The following is a 19,347-nucleotide window of genomic DNA, read 5'->3' as shown; positions in this document are numbered from 1 at the left end:
GTTATTTTAGCCAAGATGAAGTAAGAGAGTTAGTAAGAACTTTTGAAGAAAAAGATATTCCATTAGATGTAGTTTATTTAGATATAGATTACATGGATGGATTCAGAGTTATGACTTTTAAAACTCCCAATTTTGATGATGCGGCGTGTCTTATTAGTGATTTAAAAGAAAAAGGAGTAAGAACTATTACTATTATTGATCCTGGTGTTAAGGTAGATGAAGATTACCAGATATTTAAAAGAGGTAAAGAAGGAAACTATTTTACTAAGAAGTTAGATGGAGAAATGTTTATTGGAGCAGTTTGGCCAGGGGATAGTGCTTTCCCTGACTTTTCAAATAAGGATTGTAGAGAATGGTGGAAATATGAACTTAAAAAATTCATAAGTGAATATGGAATTGATGGGATTTGGAATGACATGAATGAACCTTGTGTGTTTAATAATGATCATAAAACAATGATAGAAACATGTCTTCATAATAGTGATAATGGAGTTATAGAACATAAGGAATTTCATAATAGATATGGTTTTGAAATGAGTAGATGTTCTAAGGAAGCACAAGAAGAATTACATCCTAATGAAAGAGGATTTTCAATGACTAGAGCTACTTATGCCGGTGGTCAAAGATATTCATCAGTTTGGACTGGAGATAATATGAGTCTTTGGAGCCAAATGATAATGTCAATATCAATGAATGCTAACTTGGGGATAAGTGGTTTTTCTTTCGTTGGAAATGATGTTTCAGGTTTTGGATTAGATTCAAGTGAAGAATTATTCATAAGGTGGATGGAAATGGGAGCATTTATTCCTATATTCAGAAATCACTCAAATATGTACACTAGAAGACAAGAACCGTGGGCTTTTGGACCAAGAGCTGAAAAAATAGCAAAAAAATATATTGAATTAAGGTATGAATTACTTCCATATATTTATGATTTATATTATATATCACATGAAGAAGGATTACCTATATTTAGACCTATGATAATGGAATATGAGAAAGATATGAATTTATTAAATATGAGAGAACAATTTATGTTAGGTGAAAGTATGATTGTTGCACCAGTATTATATGAAGGGGAAAGAAGCAAAACTGTATATTTACCAAAGGGGATTTGGTTTAATTATTTCACAATGGAGAAGTTACAAGGGGGAAAATGGCATAAGATTCCTTGTGAATTAGATGAGATTTTAGTTTTTGTTAGAGAAGGGTCAATAATACCAATATATAATAAGAAATTTAGAAATTTTAAAGAAAGACCAAATAATGTACTTCTTAAGGTTTTTGGAGAGAATGCTAAAGGATTCCACTATAATGATGATGGACATACTATGGAATATTTAGAAGGAAAATATAATTATATGGAAATAGAAGTTGTCAATGAAAAAGAAGAATTTAAGTATATTCATAGTGACTATATTAGAGAAGATATAGAAATTCAAATAATAAAATGATTTATCATAAATTATTTTTACAAATAAAGAGATTATTAAATTAATTTAACATAATAAGTAACATATGACCACTAATATTTAAAAAAATGTTAGTGGTCATACTTATTAATTAAATTAAAAGATAGTTATTAAAATTTTGTCTACTTAATAAAGATTTTTTTATTATTAGAACTTAAAAGTAAAAGTTTTGAAGTGAAGGAAAGAAAATAAAAGTAATAACAAGATAAGCAAGAAGAAGCTTTATAAATTTAGTTTAATAAAGGATTTTAACAATATTGCGTTAATTTTAATAGGATGATAAAATTAATATGTAATATTTAACGTTATAATAGATTTTTTATGTATTATTTTAAAAGTGGACAATTATTTTTCGGAAGATTTATAGGGGGATTGTTTTGCAAATAAAAATTAGGAGGAAAAAGATATGAGCAATAGCAATGATGAAAAGAAGCTTATGTGGTACAACCTTGGACTAATGGCATTCGTATCAGTTTGGGGATTTGGTAACATAGTAAATAACTTCGCAACTCAAGGGTTAACTGTAGTAACATCATGGATATTAATAATAGCTTTATACTTTGTACCATACGCACTTATGGTTGGAGAGTTAGGATCAACTTTTAGAGATAGTAAAGGTGGAGTAAGTTCATGGATAGGTAAAACAATGGGGCCTGGATTAGCTTACTTAGCAGGTTGGACTTATTGGGTAGTGCATGTACCTTATTTAGCACAAAAACCACAAGCAGTACTTGTTTCATTAGGATGGGCAGTGTTTCAAGATGGAAGCACTATAAAAACTATAGATCCTAAAATTACTCAATTAGTATGTTTAGTAATATTTTTATTTTTTGTTTGGATTGCTTCAAGGGGAGTAAATTCATTAGGTAAAATAGGAACAATAGCAGGTACTGCTATGTTCGTTATGTCTATTCTTTACATAATACTTATGTTAACAGCACCAGCTATTACAGGAACTCACATAGCAAGCCCGAATATGACTTCAATAAAAACATATATACCAAAATTTGATTTTGCATATTTTACCACTATAGCTATGTTGGTATTCTCAGTTGGAGGAGCTGAAAAGATATCTCCATATGTTAATAACATGAAAGATTCTAAAAAAGGTTTTTCAAAAGGTATGATAGCTTTAGCTGTAATGGTTGCAGTTACAGCGCTTCTTGGATCAATAGCAATGGGAATGATGTTTGATTCAAATAATGTTCCAGATGACTTAATGTTAAATGGTGCTTACTATGCATTCCAAAAATTGGGGAATTATTATGGAATAGGAAATTCTTTATTAATATTATATGCATTAGCAAACTTTGCAACTCAAGTTTCAGCCTTAGTATTCTCAATAGACGCTCCGTTAAAAGTTTTATTAGCGGACACTGATGCAAGATATGTTCCAATAGCATTAACTAAGACTAATAAGAATGGAGCTCCAATAAATGGATATATAATGACTTCTGTTTTAGTTGGAATATTAATAATAGTTCCAGCTTTAGGAATTGGAAACTTCAATGCTTTATTTACTTGGTTATTAAAATTAAATGCTGTTGTTATGCCAATGAGATATTTATGGGTATTCTTAGCTTATATAATGCTAAGAAAAGCTATAAAAGGTCAATTCAAGTCAGAGTACAAGTTTGTTAAAAATGATAAATTTGCAATGTTAATTGGGGCTTGGTGTTTTGCATTTACAGCATTCGCTTGTATATTAGGTATGTTCCCAACAGATATTCAAGCATTTTCTGAAGAATGGATGTTTAGAGTAGGAATGAATATTGGTACACCTTTAGTACTAATAGGATTAGGATTAATATTACCTAAAATAGCTAAGAGAACTAATGGAAAAGTATATGATGATGCAGTAAGAGAAGCAGCAGCAACAAAATTCGAAAATAAATAGTAAAAAAGCACTCTTTTAGGGTGCTTTTTTTATATGCTAAAACTTTATATTTTTGGAAGTTTATTAGGATAATTATAATGACAAAATATATGAAATATGATAATATGATAATTATAATATATTTTGATAATCAAACAAAATATTTATGAGAAATTAAAAAGAGAGTAGAGAAAGCTTTCAAGAAAATATGAGAGTTTGAAAATAATAAATATAAAAGAAAAATGGAGAGAAATCAGAATGATAGTAGAACCAAAGTTTAGAGGATTTATATGTACTACATCACATCCTGTAGGGTGTAAAAAAAATGTTGAAAATCAAATAGAGTATGTAAAAGAAAAAGGAAAGATAGAGGGAGCTAAAAAAGTACTTGTACTAGGGTCTTCCACTGGATATGGCTTAGCAAGTGCTATTGTGGCTTCTGAGGCATGTGATGCAGAAGTTTTAGGTGTTTCATTTGAGAGAGAGGCAAAAGGTAAGAGGACAGCTTCAGCAGGTTGGTATAATATAGAGTCATTAAAGAAGTTTGCAGAAGGTGAAGGTAAAAAATTTATATCAGTAAATGGAGATGCTTTTTCTAATGAAGTTAAAAATGAAGTTATAGAATTAATAAAAGAAAATATGGGTAAGGTAGACTTAGTTATATATTCATTGGCTGCTCCAAAGAGAAAGGATCCAGTTTCAGGAGAGGTTTATAGCTCTTGTTTAAAAACTGTAGGAAATCCATTTACTAGTAAAACTTTAAATTTCCATACAGGAGAAATACATGATATCACTATTAACCCAGCTACAGAGGAGGAAATAGAAGGTACTAGAAAAGTAATGGGTGGAGAAGATTGGATGCTATGGATTCAAGCTTTAAAAGAAGCTGATGTATTAGAATATGGAGTTAAAACAATAGCTTATTCATACATTGGGCCAGAAGTTACCTATCCAATATATAGAGAAGGAACTATAGGAAGAGCTAAAAATGATTTGGAAAAAACTGCAGGAGAGATAACTGAAGTTTTAAAATCATTAAATGGAGAAGGGTATATATCTGTAAATAAGGCCTTAGTAACACAAGCTAGTTCAGCTATTCCAATAGTATCTTTATATATTTCAATTCTTTATAAGGTTATGAAGGAAAAAGGTACTCATGAGGGTTGTATTGAGCAAATATACAGAATGTTTAAAGAGCTTTATGAAGGAAACTTAAATTTAGATTCAGAAAATAGAATTAGAATAGATAATTTAGAAATGGATGAGGATGTACAAAAGGCTATTGAGGAAATATGGCCACAAATAACTAGTGAGAATGTTTTTGAATTAAGTGATGCAGAAGGGTTTAAAAAAGAATTCTTTAAGTTATTTGGATTTAGTTTAGAGGGAGTAGATTACTCAGAGGATATTGATATAACAACAGTTTAATATAAAAATATTATTTGATTAATTTAAAAAATATGAAAAGGTCATACTTTAGTTAAGGTACTAGAAGTAAGGCCTTTTATATTTTATTAAGAGTTAATTTAGTTAATAAGTTATAGTTTATTTCTGTATGGTAAGGTTTTTTATATTTTGAATAAAACTTAATTGTATCTAAAAAATAATAAATAGTGATAATATGATGATTATTATTCCTGCAATTAAGTTACTATTTTTTGAAATATTTTTACTTTTTATTGTTTTTGATAAATAGAAGCCTAAAGATATAAATATCAATGAAATAATAAATGTTGATATTGTTGTAAATGTAATATTAAGTCTAGAGATGCTAGCTCCTATTCCTAAACCGAAGTTGTTTAAGGCCAAGGCTAAGGATAAGGCTAGAGATTCTTTAAAGTCAATATTACCAGACTTATCTTTATCAGCAAATTCTGGATTTTCTAATATAAAGGTTGGAGAGGAGTTATTATCACTATTAGGTGAGGTTAGTATTTTTTTTTCTTTAAAATAAGAATATATAGAATAAAAACCTAATGCAAGGAGAACTAAACCACCTATAATATCTCCTAATTTAACAGGAATTAAATTCACTAAAAATTGTCCTAATATCATTGAAATAAAAGTTCCTAAAGCAGATATGGATGCTATGACAAGAGTACTTGAAAAATTTATTTTTATGTCTTTTAAACCATATGCTAGAGAAACAACAAGTATATCTAAACTTGCAGCAATTACAAAAAGAAGTATACTTAAAAAGCTCACTTTTTCTGCCTCCAAAATTTTACTGTTAATTCCAATATATTTTATTAATATATAAATTGTGACAATTTTGTAGTGTGAGTAAGTTTAAGATTGAGAAATATAATAAGATAATTCCTTAGGTGGAAATTCTATTTTTTTTACTAACTTTGTTAAATAAATTTTAGCTTTTTCATATTCTTTTTCATTAATAAGCTTTTTAAAATATAGGGTTTCTCTATTACTAATATGATCTTTTAAAATAGTAAAAGCTAATTCTAAAGAGTATTTGAATCCTATTATATCCTTAGGAGATAATAATAAGTTATCTAGATAAGAGTAGAGTTCTATCAATCCATGAGAAAAGGAGTTAAGTTTTTTCTGAAAGTTTTTATCATATTGGAGCAAAAGTAATTTATAATCCTCTAATTCTTTTCTATAAGTTTTAATATCTAAAGTTTTATTTATTTCTTTTAAGGAATTTATGCATTTAATTGAAGAAATATCCTTATCCTTAACTTCTAACATTATATCTGGAGAAAACTCTTTAACTTCCTCATAATAATCTAAAAAACTATTTATAGAAATTGAAGAGGAATGCGATCCTTTCTTTTTAAAAATATTTTGTTGACTATAATGAACTTTCATATTTCCATCTAACTTTTTATTCCATGTTTTGATTACAAGAGAGTATATTTCTTTTAAACTATAGGAGTTATCTCCATAGCATATGTTATGTAAATTATCAAATATAACAGGAATATTTATTTTACTAGAAATATCTAATACATCATCTAGAGAAAAATTTCTCTCATCATTTTCTATGACTAATCGCTTTTTAGAAGAATCAGAAAGTTTATTAAATCCTTTTAAAAAATTTTCTTTTGCTAATTTTTTGTCACCATACACTCCTCCTATATGAAGTATTATTTTATTTTTATAATCTATATTTAATGAGTCTAAAAATTTACAATGGTACTCAATATCTTTAATAGATTTGTATAATATATCCTCTTTAGGAGTGTTTATTACTGTATATTGACCAGGATGCATAGAAACTCTAATGTTATTATTCTTAATAAAAGTTCCTATGGATTCTAAATTGTATTTAAATTCTTTTTGCCAGTTAATATTATTTATTTTATGGGAGCCTAAGGGAATAATATCTGACCCTATTCTAAATAGGTAAATATCATTTTTAATATTCCATTCTAATATTTTTTGTAAGTCTTCTAAATTTTGCTTTGCAATAGAAAGAAATTTACTCTTAGAAAAATTCTTTAGTAATATTCTACGATTGGTTCTAGCATTTATTGTTATTGGAGTACAAGCATATCCTATTTTCATACAATCAGTCCTTTTCAAAATATTAATTATATATTTTGCATTTAAATAAAAAATACAAGGGAGGAAGTTTGGTAATTTGATAAATTTTTGGGATATTATTTAATAATTAAATATAAATACTTATTAAAATAAAAATAGTGAAATTATTGCTAAATAATAGTTTAGGAACTATAATAATCATCACTTTTTATTTATAAATTAATAATTTTGTAATAATTCATAAGGGGGTTATATGGCAAAATTATATTATGAAAAAGATATATATTTAGATTTAAAGAAGTATAAGAAGTTTGTAAATTTTATTTGTTATAATTAAATATATAAATTTAATCTAAAGGACAGTGAGTATAACTATGAGGTTATATAAAGCAAACTTTGATAAAATGTTTAAAATACGAGGCAAAAAATTAAGGGTTTAGTGATATATCCAAAATTAAAAAATAATAATTTTTTAGTGGCTTATAATATTAAATAAAACGAAGCTTAAACTGATTTTTTTAGAGTAGGCAGTATTTAACTAGTATTATAGAATGGACTAAACATACTGCAGAATATGACGATTATATGGTTAGTAAAAGAATAGTAACAAATAATGATAAGAAATTTAAAAAAATTCTTAGGAAAATTCAAAAGGAACCTTTGTAAAAAAATGGTTGTTTAAAATATAAAAGTATTTCAAGAAAACATCTAATTAAACTTTTAGGGAGTTAAAACATCTTAAATAGATCGTTGTAATACTTAAAATTTTGGTGCAATTGATTCATAAAACATACTTTGTTTTATGAATCAATTGCTATGAAAATTTTATGACAATATTTATTTTAAAATGTTAATTTTATTCCAGTTAGGATGTTTTTTAATAGTTTATTAAAAAATAACAAAAAAATATATTTTACAAAATATATAAACAACTGTTATAATGTCAGAGGTTAATTTAAGTTATAGGAGTGGAATTTATGGAAAAGTATATATTTTGGGTAACAGCTATTTTTCAAATAGGCGTATTTGCTCTAATGCTATACTATTTATTCATAGCGTTATTTGGATTCTATAAGAAAAAAGATACAAAAACTTTTGAGCCTCAAAAGAAATTTGCAATGCTTGTAGCAGCCCATAATGAAGAAGTAGTTATAGAAAATCTAGTTGAAAGTTTAAAACATTTAGATTATCCAAAAGAATTATATGATATATTTGTTATTGCAGATAACTGTACTGATAATACTGCTAAGATTGCTAGAAAAGCAGGGGCAAATGTATTTGAAAGATTTAATAAAGAAAAAAGAGGTAAAGGTTTCGCATTAGAATGGATGTTTGATAAAATATTCAAAATGGATACTCATTATGATGGAATAGCAGTTTTTGATGCTGACAACTTAGTTGATAAAAATTTCTTAAAAGAAATGAACAATAAAATGTGTGAAGGATTTAAGGTTGTTCAAGGATATATAGATTCTAAGAATCCACAGGATTCATGGATAACAGAATCTTATGCTATAGCATTTACATCAGCTAATAGAATGCTTCAATTAGCTAAAAGCAACATAGGTTTATCAGCTCAAATAGGTGGAACAGGATTCGTTATAGATACTGCAACTCTTAAAAAATTAGGTTGGGGAGCTACTTGCTTAACAGAAGACTTAGAATTTAGTTGTAAGCTTATATTAAATGGAGAAAAAGTAGGTTGGGCACACGATGCTATAATATATGATGAAAAACCATTAACTTTAAAGGCTTCATGGAACCAGAGAAAGAGATGGATGCAAGGATTTGCTGATGTTGCTACTAGATATGGAATGAAACTTTTAAAGAAATCTATAAAAGATAGAAGCTTAGTTGCTTTTGACTGTACTTTATATGTAATGCAACCATTTGTTACTTTAGCAACTGGATTAGCTGGTTTATTAACTTTCATACAAATAAGGGCAGTAGATGGTCTTGGAATATTTGTTATAAGTTATTTGTTTAATGCAACAGTATGGCAATTATTCTGCGTATTCCAATTCTTATTAACACCATTTGCGTTACTATTTGATAAAAAGATGAGTGGAAAGTTATTTGTAGTTTTAGGACTATATGCATGTAATGTATTTATACAACCATACTTAATAACTCAATTAGGTATATTAGACAATGTAGTATTATTAACACTATTTAATGTGGCTTATGTAGGAATATTTTTAATAGGAACTTTATTATTCTTAGGTAAGAGAAATTTCCAAATGTTCTACAGATACTTAATTTATCCATTATACATATTAACTTGGATACCAATAACAATCCAAGGTATAATAGATAAAGATAAAAAAGAATGGTCACATACTAAACACGTTAGACAAATTGGAATATATGAAGTTTAATTATGATAAGACATCCATTAATGGATGTCTTATATTTTTGCTATAAAAGTGATTACGAGAATATAAAGTTGACAATATTACTAAGAACATATTATTTATATAACGTAAATTTTTGTATTTTAAAATCTTTTGATATAATTAATAATCGTGAAGTGATATAAAGATATGTTATATGAGAACAAACGTTTGACAATGTATTTTTAAAGAATTATACTATTTTAGTAAATTGAAAGGATGATATATAAATGTTTGGATTAATAAGTTATGAGGAGATATATGGACATGAGGACGAGTATATCTTTATAGATGTTAGAAGCCAAAGAGAATTTTTTGAAGAGCCTATGATAGGAGCTATAAATATTCCAGTGCTTTTAAATGAAGAGAGAGATGTAGTCGGAACTTTATATGTTAGAGAGAGTGCAGAGGCTGCAAAAGAGCAAGGAATAGAATTCATCTCTAGAAGATTGCCTGAAATATTTAAACAAGTTCAAGAACTTTATAGGAATAAGCATGGTAAAAAACTTGTTGTTTTTTGTGCAAGAGGTGGAATGAGAAGTGGAAGTCTGCATTCATTACTAAATAGTTTAGGAATAAATTGTTATAAATTAGAAGGTGGGTATAAATCATATAGAAGTTTTATAATAAATAAAATTGAAGAATTCTCAAGGAAAATTAATTTTATAGTATTATATGGAAATACTGGTGTAGGAAAAACAGAAATGTTATATAAGTTAGAAGAAAAGGGATATGATATTTTAGATTTAGAGGGATGTGCAAATCATAGAGGTTCAATTCTAGGAGGCGTTGGATTGGGTGATTGCAACACTCAGAAGAGATTTGATGCATTAGTTTATCATAAACTTAGATATAGAAGTTCTAATGTTGTATTCATTGAAGGAGAAAGTAAAAGAATAGGGAAAATTTTAATTCCAGATCCTTTATTTGAAAAGATGTATGAGGGTGCAAAACTTAAAATAAGTGCTGATCCAGAAGTAAGAGCAGAAAGATTAGTTAGAGAATATACTGCCTTTGAAAATGTAAATGAACAACTAGATGAAGCTTTAGGAGTTCTTAATAAGCATATAAGTTCAGAAAGAGTGGAACAATATAAAGACTTAGTAGCTAAAGGTGACTATAAGAAAGTGGCCTTAGAACTTATGGAAAAATATTATGATCCTAGATATGGAACAAGTGCAAAGAAAAAAACTTTCAGAAACGAATTAGAGATAAATGATATAGAAAATGAATTGTTTAAATTAGAAGAAATATATAAAGAGATTTTAGAAGAATTAAGGGAGGATTTATATGAGTAGTAGAAATAACAATTATGATGTTACCTCTTTAACTTCTTTAGAAAAGTTAGAACCAGTAAGAGTAAGACCAGGAATGTACATAGGTTCTACAGGAAGCAAGGGACTTCATCATTGTATATGGGAAATATTAGATAACTCTATAGATGAAATATCAAACGGATATGGAAATAAAGCTAAAATTATTTTAAATAAAGATAAAAGTGTAACTGTAATAGATAATGGAAGAGGAATTCCTACAGGGATGCATCCAATAAAGAAAAAAACTGGTGTTGAGATGGTATTTACAGAACTTCATACTGGTGGTAAGTTTAATAACCAAAATTATAAGACTTCTGGAGGACTTCATGGTGTTGGGGCGGCAGTTGTTAATGCCTTATCAAGATGGTTAGAAGTTGAAGTAAAACAAAACGGAAAAATATATAGACAAAGATTTGAATATGCTTATGACAAAGAGCTTAAAAAAGATATGCCAGGAACACCAGTAACTCCGCTAGAAGTAGTAGGAGAATCTGAGGAAACAGGCACAAAGGTTACTTTTTTACCAGATAGAGAAGTATTTTCAACATCAGATTTTAAATTTGACATAATAGATGAAAGATTACAAGAATTAGCTTTTCAAAACAAAGGAATAAGATTAGAACTTATTGATAATAGAAAAGAAGAGAGTGTAAGTAAAGAATATTACTCTGAAAGAGGACTTTTAGACTTTATAGATTATTTAAATGAAAGTAAAACTCCCCTTCATCCAACTCCTGTTTTATTTGAGGGAGAAAGAGAAGTAAATAATATACAAATGTGTGGAGAAATATGTCTTCAATTTACTGATTCAACAACAGAGAACATAGTTAGTTACGTAAACAATATTCCTACTACAGAGGCTGGTACCCATGAAACTGGTTTTAAAACAGGAATGACTCGTGCTTTTAAAGAATGGGCTAAAAAGCTTAATCTTGTAAAGGAAAAAGATAAGGATTTTGAAGGTGATGATTTAAGAGAAGGTATGACGGCTATTGTCAGAATAAAAATTACAAATCCAGTCTTTGAAGGACAAACAAAAACTAAGCTTGGAAATAATGAAGCTTATACAATGATGAATGATTTAGCTTATACTAAATTTGGTGAATGGATAGAGGATAATAAAGAAGTTGCAACTATGATTATAAATAATGCATTAGATGCAGCTGCTAGAAGAGAAAAAATTAAAAAGATTAATGATGCAGAGAGAAAGAAAATTGGAAAAGGGACAGCACCTTTAGCAGGAAAGGTTGCAGTATGCACATTGAAAAATAAGGAAGTTAATGAATTCATAGTAGTTGAAGGAGATTCTGCAGGTGGATCAGCTAAACAAGCTAGAGATAGAAGATTCCAAACAATAATGCCTTCAAAGGGTAAAATAATGAATACAGAAAAGCAAAAGTTAGAAAATGTTATAGCTTCTGAGGAATTAAAAATCTTTAATACTGCCATAGGTACAGGAATTTTAGATAATTATAATGAAGAAGATTTAAAATATGACAAAATAATTATAATGAGTGATGCTGACGTAGATGGATATCATATAAGAACTCTTTGGATAACATATATCTATAGATACATGAGATCTCTTATAGCTAATGGTCATCTTTATTTAGCGCAACCACCTCTTTATAAAGTTGCTAAATCAGGTAAGAGTAAAGATAAGATTCTTTATGCTTATAGTGAAGATGAATTAGAAGAAGTTAAAAAGAAATTAGGAAAGGGAGCAATTATTCAAAGATTTAAAGGACTTGGAGAAATGAATCCAGATCAATTATGGGATACAACTTTAAATCCGGAAACAAGAACTTTAGTACAAGTTACTATAGAAGATGCAGCTAAGGCTGAAAAAATGGTTTCTTTATTGATGGGTGATGTTGTTCAGCCAAGAAAGAACTATATGTATAAGTATGCTGAGTTCTAAAGGAGGAGATTAAATGGCTAAGAAGAATATTGAAATACCTAAGGATAATAATATTATCAGAATGCCTCTTGAAGAGGTTATGCCTGATAACTATTTACCTTATGCAGTAGAAGTTGCTAAGGATAGAGCACTTCCAGATGTAAGAGATGGATTAAAGCCTGTACATAGAAGGATTTTATATGGTGCATATATGTTAAAAGCTTTTCCAGATAAACCTTATTATAAATCAGCTAGAATAGTAGGAGATATACTAGGTAAATATCACCCACATGGAGATAGTTCAGTTTATGATGCTATGGTAATTCTAGCTCAAAATTTTAGTACAAGAGCTCCTTTGATTGATGGACATGGTAACTGGGGAAGTATAGATGGAGATGGAGCAGCTGCTATGAGATATACAGAGGCTAGACTTTCTAGTATATCTATGGAGATGCTTAGAGATATAGAAAAAAATGTAGTAGATATGGTTCCAAATTACTCAGATTCTGAAATGGAACCCAAGGTATTACCAGCTAGATATCCAAACCTTTTAGTAAATGGAACTTTTGGAATAGCTGTTGGACTTTCAACTAATATACCACCACATAATTTAAAAGAAGTTATAGAAGGTACTTTAGCTTATATAGATAATAATGAAATTACTACTAGAGAGTTAATGAATTATATAAAAGGGCCAGATCTTCCAACAGGAGGAGTTTTAATTGGTGAAAAAACTCTATTATCCGCTTATGAAACAGGGGAAGGAAAAGTAACTTTAAGATCTAAGGCTAAAATTGAAACTTTAGAAAATGGAAGACTTGGAATAGTAATAACTGAATTCCCTTATAGAAGAAATAAGGCTAGAATACTTCAAACAATATCCGATATGACTGGTGACAAGAGACATGCTAAAGCTTTAGATGGAATAGTGGATATTAGAGATGAATCAGATAGAACTGGTATAAGAGCTGTAATAGAATTTAAGAAGTCTGTAGATCTTGATATGGCTGATAAAGTTCTTAAGTATCTTTATAAAAAAACTGATCTTCAAGGTAATATAAGTTTTAATATGGTTGCCTTAGCAGATGGAAAACCAGAAACTATGGGATTAAAAACAATAATATCTCATTATGTAAATCATCAAAAGGATGTTGTTACAAGAAGAACAAAAAGAGAGCTAGAAGTAGCAGAAAAGAGATTCCACATAGTTGAAGGTTTTATAAAGGCTATAGGAATAATGGATGAAGTTATAGCTACAATTAGAGCTTCAAAATCAAAGAAAGATGCTCATGAGAATTTAGTTTCAAAATTTGAATTTACTGACTTACAGTCAGAAGCAATTCTAGAATTAATGCTTTATAGATTAACTGGATTAGAGATAAAAGTATTCCAAAAAGAGCATAAAGAATTATCAAAGAAAATAAAAGCACTTAGAAAGATTTTAGAAAATGAGTCAGTTCTTTTAGGTGTTATAAAAGATGAATTAAAAGAAGTAGCTGAAGTCTATGGAGATGAAAGAAGAACTGCTTTAATAGAAGATGAAAGCGAAGCTAAAATAGATCTAGAAGAGTTAATAGTGGCTGAAGATGTTATGGTTACTTTATCAAATGAAGGATTTATAAAGAAGATTCCTCTTAAAACTTATAATCGTTCAAATGTTGATGAAAATGAAATTGAATATAGAGAAGGAGATTATTTAAAATTCCTTATTAAATCAAACACTAAGAATACTTTGGCTATATTTACTGATAAGGGAACTGTTTATCAAATAAAATGTAATTCTGTAGCAGATAAGAAATGGAAAGACAAAGGAGAAAGACTTGAGGATTTAATAAGAGGATTAAGTTTAGAAGATGAAAAAATTATTGCTCTTGAATCAATTGATAATTTCCTTCCAAACAAATGCTTTAAGTTTATAACTGCTAATGGATTGATAAAGAAGACTACTTTAGATAAATTTGTTACTGCTTATTCAAAACTTATGGCTATAAAGCTTAAGAATGATGATTTATTGGCAAGTGTATCTTTAATAGATTCACAGGATGAAGAAAGATTTGTTGAAATTGAAACAACTAATGGGCTAAACTTTGTTGCTTCAGAACCAGAATTAGAATTTACAGATAGAAATATACTAGGGGTTCAATTAGTACCATTAAAGAGTGGTAACAAAATTAAAAATATAAGATTTGTAGATAACTATGAATATAAAGAATTTATCATAGGAATAAATAAAAAGGGAAATATAAAAACTTTTAGTAATATGAATAGCAATTCTTATGAAAAGATAAAAGTTAATTCATTTAGAAATATAATTGCTTTTTCAAATAAAGGAAAAGTATTTAAATTCCCAGCATACTTACTTCAAAATACGGAGGAAAGTAATATTTCAGATTTAGTAGATGGATTTGAAAAGGATGAACTTATAATAAAAGTAGCTCCTATAAATGAATTTGGAAAAATAGATGAAGATTTATTTGTTTATTTTTTCTCAAGAGAAGGATTAGTTAAAAAGACATCTTTAAGAGAATTTTTAGGAGAATTTAATAATCAAATAGCTTATAAATTTAAAACTCCAAAGGATGAGTTAGTAAATGTAGACATAAATTTTGAAAATGCTACAGTAATCTTAGTAACTAAGAATGGTATGGGAATTAAATTCTTAGCTACAGCTATTAATCCAATGGGAAGAGTGGCTTCAGGGGTAACAGGAATAAGTTTAAAAGATGATAATAAGGTTATATTTGGTAAGGTTATATCACCAACTGAAGGTATTGATGATAAAACTTTAGAGGCGTATAATGACTATAAAAAAGAATTAACTAGTAATTATGAGAAACTTGTTTTAGAGTCTAAGCAGAAAGAAAAGGCTGAGGTCAATATTGAAGATATTAAATTACAAAATAGAGCTGGAAGAGGAAGTAGTTTAATGATTTTAGTATTGGAAGACTACATAAAGGACGTAATTATTAAGTAGGAGGTATGGTCATGAAGAAAGTATTAGTATTTTTAGCAGAAGGTTTTGAGACTATAGAAGCATTATCAGTTGTGGATGTTTGTAATAGAGCTAAGGTAACATGCCATGCATGTAGCATTACAGAAAATAAAACCGTTAATAGTGCTCATGGAACAATGGTTATTTGTGATAAATTAATATCAGATAATGATTTAGAAACTTATGATGCAATTGTACTTCCTGGTGGAATGCCAGGAGCTATAAATCTTAGAGATAATGAAAGAGTACAATCATTGATAAAAGAATATAATAAAGGAAATAAAATTGTATCTGCAATATGTGCTGCTCCAATAGCCTTAGCTAAGGCTGGAGTTATTGAAGGAAAAACAGTTACAAGTTATCCAGGATTTAAAGAGGAACTTGGAAATGTTAATTATGTGGAAGAAGACACAGTAGTTGTTGATGGAAACATAATAACTAGTAGAGGGCCTGCAACTGCCTTAGTATTTGGCTTAGAAATATTAAAAAAGCTGGGATATGAAAAAGAAGCAAATGAAATAAGAGAAGGAATGCTTATTAACTTTTTCTTAGAAAAAGAAGGTAAGTAGTGCTTTAATAAATTAAAAAGAGTTGTATCAAGATAACTTACAAATAAAATTTATAACATATTTGGAAAATTACTTAATTAAACTAAGAAGTTTATAGTAAATATTTCATTTATAAATTTTGTTTTGAGTTTTGATATAACTCTTTTTGTTTTTTACAAGCTTATTAGGTATGTTAAAATATAATAAGATTTAATATATTTGGAGGAAAATATATGCAAAAAATAATTTTAAATAATGGAGTTAGATTATTATATAAATTAAAAGATATAGAACATACATCTTTTTGCATAAGCTTAGAAAGTGGAGCTAATGCAGAAAATAAAGATGAAATAGGAATGGCACATGCTTTAGAGCATATTTTATTTAAAGGAAATCACAAGCTTAAGGAAGATGAAATAAATGAAAAATTAGATGATTTATTTGGATTCAATAATGCTATGACTAATTTCCCTTATGTTATTTATTATGGAACTACTGCAAAGGAAGATTTTGAAGAAGGATTTTCTTTATATTCAGATATAGTTTTAAATTCAGATTTTCAGGAGTTTGGTTTTTTAGAAGAACTAAATGTTATAAAACAAGAAAGCGATGAGTGGAAAGAAGATTTAGAGCAACATGTAGAAGACCTTGCTTTAATGAATGGCTTACCAGATGAAAGAATCGGAAACTTGATAATAGGAGAAAAAAAACATATAGAAGATATAAGTTTTCAAGGGTTAAAAGATTTTTATGAAAGAAACTATTTCAGTGAAAATATAGTTGTTTCAGTTGTTTCTTCTCTTCCTTTAGAAAAAGTAAAAGAGGTTGTAGAGAAAAATTTTAATAAAGCAAAGAGAGGAAAGATATCTAAAGATAATTTAGAAAGAAATATTAAATGTGGTATATTCTCTAAAAAGATAGATGGAAATACTGGGGCAAAAATATGCTGTTTATTTGATATAAATGATTTAAGTATGGAGGAGGTAACCTTACTTAAAGTATTTAATCTTTGGTTTGGTGAAGGGGTAAGTTCAGTATTATATGATGAGATTAGAACTAAAAATGGACTAGCCTATGAAGTTTATAGTGAAGTTAAGTATGAAAAGGGAATAAGATTATTTAAAATTTATTTAGGAACATCTAAAGAAAAGGAAGAAAAGGCATTAGGGCTTATTGAAAAATGTATATCAAAGGCTATGAATATAGAAGATTATTTAACTGAAGAGGGATTAAATAAGCTAATAAAAAGATTTAAACTTAAAAATTCATTAGATTTAGAAAAAAGTATAGTTCTTGCTAATAGAATGGCTATATATGAAACTATGTTTAATAGAGGAGACTATATTTTTGAAGAATTAAACTTAGTTGAAGATTTAAGTTTAAAAGATATGAAAAATTTAATAAAAAGAGTTTTAAAGAAATCCATTGTGCAAATAATTAACTAAGAGGTGATGTAGTGAGAGAACAGTGGCTACTTAAACAAAGAAAAAGAGATGAAATAGAAATTTTAAAGGAAGAATTAAATATAGATTTATTAACATCTATTCTTTTAGTGAATAGAAATATAAAAGATAAGAAAGATGCGAATGAATTTTTATTTGGTGGAATTGAAAATTTAAATGATCCATATCTTATGAAAGATATGGAGAAAGGAGTTAAAAGGGTAAAAGAAGCTATAGAAAAGGGGAATAAAATAACTATATATGGAGATTATGATTGTGACGGTGTATCAAGTACTTCAATATTATATAAAGGGCTAAAAAGATGCAATGCTAACTTTAATTATCATATACCAGATAGGGAAGATGAAGGGTATGGTATGAATTTAAATAGAGTTAAAATTTTAAAGGAAGAAGGTACAGAGGTAATTTTAACTTGTGATAATGGAATAGCAGCATTTGAAGAAATAGATTTAGCACAAAACTTAGGTATGGATGTAATTTTAACAGATCATCACGATATTTCTCTAATTAAGGATGAAAATGGAGAGGTGAAAAAAGAAATTCCAAAGGCTTATGCTGTTATAAATCCTAAACAAGAAGATTGTAATTATCCATTTAAATCTCTATGTGGAGCAGGAATTGCCTTTAAATTTATATGTGCATTATATAAAGAGCTAGGAATACCTCATGAGGAAGCTTTAGAACTACTGGAAATATGCGCTATTGCTACGGTTTGTGATGTAGTTGATTTATTAGGAGAAAACAGAATAATAGTGAAAAATGGATTAGAAATGCTTAATAACACTAAAAATAAAGGTTTAATAGCATTAAAAAAATACACAGGTCTTGAAGGAAAAGAAATAGCTCAATATCATTTAGGATTTGTTATAGGGCCTTGTATAAATGCTACTGGAAGACTTGAAACGGCTGATTTATCTGTTGAATTACTTTTATCTGAAGAGGATGAAAAGGCAGATGCTTTGGCTAAGGAACTTTTTGAATTGAATCAAAGAAGACAGGAATTGACTAAAAATAGCGTTGATATGGTAATAAAGCAAATAGAAGATAATAATATGGAAAATGATAAGGTTATTTTGATTTATAATCCTTATATACATGAAAGTATTGCTGGAATTGTAGCAGGAAGAATAAAAGAAAAATATAATGTTCCTACAATAATAATGACTAAGGGAAAAGATATGCCTAAGGGTTCTGCAAGGTCTATAGAAGAATATAATATCTTTGAGGAATTATCAAAATGCAAAGAGGTCATAAGTAAATTTGGAGGCCATCCAATGGCTGCTGGTCTATCTGTGGAAGAAAAAAACATACCTATATTAAGAAATATGTTATTAGAAAACTGTAAATTAACAGATTATGATATAATACCAAAGGTTAGAATAGATGTTAAGTTACCTTTAGAAAGTTTAAATTATGGATTAGTAGACAATTTAGATAAGTTAGAACCTTTTGGAAAAGGAAATTCTAGCCCACTTTTTGGAGAAAAAGATGTTAAAGTGAGTAGGGTTTGGATAATTGGCAAAGAACAGAATGTAATTAAATTTAGATGTAAATTAAGGAATAGTTACAAAACAATAGATGCCATAGCATTTGGTAATAAAGTTGAGGAATTTAAAGAGGATTTTTCTAATAAATATGGAAAAGAAGAATTATTAAGAGTATTAGATGGTGGAAACTGTAATTTTAGTGTTGATTTAATTTATTATCCAAATATAAACGAATTTAATGGGAATAAATCAATTCAAGCTAATATAAAATATTTTAGATTATAAAACTAAAGGAGCAATATTTTAAAAATATTGCTCCAATGTTTTGTGTATAATTAGGCATAAATTAATTATATACACTATAAATATTTAATTTTATTTAACAGTAGATTT

At 27.9% G+C, this 19,347-nt stretch carries 12 protein-coding genes; 10 read left to right on the top strand and 2 right to left on the bottom strand.

Going from position 1 to position 19,347, the window contains the following annotated elements:
• The 3 genes from Q1J60_RS09135 to fabV form a co-directional block, all read left to right on the top strand.
• The coding region (locus tag Q1J60_RS09135) for a glycoside hydrolase family 31 protein (RefSeq protein ID WP_300261164.1) at positions 1 to 1,454 on the top strand (1,454 nt) is incomplete at its 5' end.
• Positions 1,455 to 1,878: 424 nt separating this feature from the next.
• Positions 1,879 to 3,369, top strand: coding sequence for an amino acid permease (locus tag Q1J60_RS09130; RefSeq protein WP_300261161.1), 1,491 nt, complete (start codon positions 1,879 to 1,881; stop codon positions 3,367 to 3,369).
• Between the two features lie 237 nt (positions 3,370 to 3,606).
• Positions 3,607 to 4,776, top strand: coding sequence for an enoyl-ACP reductase FabV (gene fabV, locus Q1J60_RS09125; RefSeq protein WP_300261158.1), 1,170 nt, complete (start codon positions 3,607 to 3,609; stop codon positions 4,774 to 4,776).
• A gap of 168 nt (positions 4,777 to 4,944) precedes the next feature.
• Here fabV and ytaF read toward each other — a convergent pair whose 3' ends face one another.
• Both ytaF and uvsE read right to left on the bottom strand, forming a co-directional pair.
• Positions 4,945 to 5,553, bottom strand: coding sequence for a sporulation membrane protein YtaF (gene ytaF, locus Q1J60_RS09120; protein ID WP_423249126.1), 609 nt, complete (start codon positions 5,551 to 5,553; stop codon positions 4,945 to 4,947).
• Between the two features lie 84 nt (positions 5,554 to 5,637).
• Positions 5,638 to 6,876, bottom strand: a complete 1,239-nt coding sequence (uvsE, locus tag Q1J60_RS09115; RefSeq protein WP_300261153.1) for a UV DNA damage repair endonuclease UvsE — start codon at positions 6,874 to 6,876, stop codon at positions 5,638 to 5,640.
• A gap of 956 nt (positions 6,877 to 7,832) precedes the next feature.
• Between uvsE and Q1J60_RS09110 the strand changes: the two genes are divergently transcribed.
• The 7 genes from Q1J60_RS09110 to recJ all read left to right on the top strand — a co-directional run bounded on the left by Q1J60_RS09110 (position 7,833) and on the right by recJ (position 19,239).
• Positions 7,833 to 9,233, top strand: coding sequence for a glycosyltransferase family 2 protein (locus Q1J60_RS09110; RefSeq protein WP_300261150.1), 1,401 nt, complete (start codon positions 7,833 to 7,835; stop codon positions 9,231 to 9,233).
• Positions 9,234 to 9,478: 245 nt separating this feature from the next.
• Positions 9,479 to 10,546, top strand: a complete 1,068-nt coding sequence (mnmH, locus tag Q1J60_RS09105) for a tRNA 2-selenouridine(34) synthase MnmH (RefSeq protein ID WP_300261147.1) — start codon at positions 9,479 to 9,481, stop codon at positions 10,544 to 10,546.
• The gene (locus tag Q1J60_RS09100) at positions 10,539 to 12,485 is read left to right on the top strand and encodes a DNA gyrase/topoisomerase IV subunit B (RefSeq protein WP_300261145.1); all 1,947 of its coding nucleotides are present in this window, start codon (positions 10,539 to 10,541) and stop codon (positions 12,483 to 12,485) included. Before mnmH ends, Q1J60_RS09100 begins: the two co-directional genes overlap by 8 nt.
• A gap of 13 nt (positions 12,486 to 12,498) precedes the next feature.
• Positions 12,499 to 15,438, top strand: a complete 2,940-nt coding sequence (locus Q1J60_RS09095; protein ID WP_300261143.1) for a DNA topoisomerase IV subunit A — start codon at positions 12,499 to 12,501, stop codon at positions 15,436 to 15,438.
• Positions 15,439 to 15,449: 11 nt separating this feature from the next.
• Positions 15,450 to 16,025, top strand: a complete 576-nt coding sequence (locus Q1J60_RS09090; RefSeq protein WP_300261140.1) for a DJ-1 family glyoxalase III — start codon at positions 15,450 to 15,452, stop codon at positions 16,023 to 16,025.
• A 212-nt stretch (positions 16,026 to 16,237) separates the two neighbouring features.
• Positions 16,238 to 17,449, top strand: a complete 1,212-nt coding sequence (locus tag Q1J60_RS09085) for a M16 family metallopeptidase (protein ID WP_300261138.1) — start codon at positions 16,238 to 16,240, stop codon at positions 17,447 to 17,449.
• A gap of 11 nt (positions 17,450 to 17,460) precedes the next feature.
• Positions 17,461 to 19,239 (top strand): single-stranded-DNA-specific exonuclease RecJ, encoded by a 1,779-nt coding sequence (recJ, locus tag Q1J60_RS09080; RefSeq protein ID WP_300261135.1) that lies wholly within the window; start codon positions 17,461 to 17,463, stop codon positions 19,237 to 19,239.
• Positions 19,240 to 19,347 lie beyond the last annotated feature (108 nt).

It is taken from the genome of Clostridium sp. (assembly GCF_029258205.1).
Classification (GTDB): Bacteria; Bacillota; Clostridia; order Clostridiales; family Clostridiaceae; genus Sarcina.
Note: the sequence above shows the minus strand (reverse complement) of the source record. Positions and strands in the feature narration are given on the sequence as shown.

Excerpts from the sequence above, each read along its gene's own strand:
- Q1J60_RS09130 (WP_300261161.1), top strand. The coding sequence starts at position 1,879 with ATGAGCAATAGCAATGATGAAAAGAAGCTTATGTGGTACAACCTTGGA.
- fabV (WP_300261158.1), top strand. The coding sequence starts at position 3,607 with ATGATAGTAGAACCAAAGTTTAGAGGATTTATATGTACTACATCACAT.
- uvsE (WP_300261153.1), bottom strand. The coding sequence starts at position 6,876 with ATGAAAATAGGATATGCTTGTACTCCAATAACAATAAATGCTAGAACC.
- Q1J60_RS09110 (WP_300261150.1), top strand. The coding sequence starts at position 7,833 with ATGGAAAAGTATATATTTTGGGTAACAGCTATTTTTCAAATAGGCGTA.
- mnmH (WP_300261147.1), top strand. The coding sequence starts at position 9,479 with ATGTTTGGATTAATAAGTTATGAGGAGATATATGGACATGAGGACGAG.
- Q1J60_RS09100 (WP_300261145.1), top strand. The coding sequence starts at position 10,539 with ATGAGTAGTAGAAATAACAATTATGATGTTACCTCTTTAACTTCTTTA.
- Q1J60_RS09095 (WP_300261143.1), top strand. The coding sequence starts at position 12,499 with ATGGCTAAGAAGAATATTGAAATACCTAAGGATAATAATATTATCAGA.
- Q1J60_RS09090 (WP_300261140.1), top strand. The coding sequence starts at position 15,450 with ATGAAGAAAGTATTAGTATTTTTAGCAGAAGGTTTTGAGACTATAGAA.
- Q1J60_RS09085 (WP_300261138.1), top strand. The coding sequence starts at position 16,238 with ATGCAAAAAATAATTTTAAATAATGGAGTTAGATTATTATATAAATTA.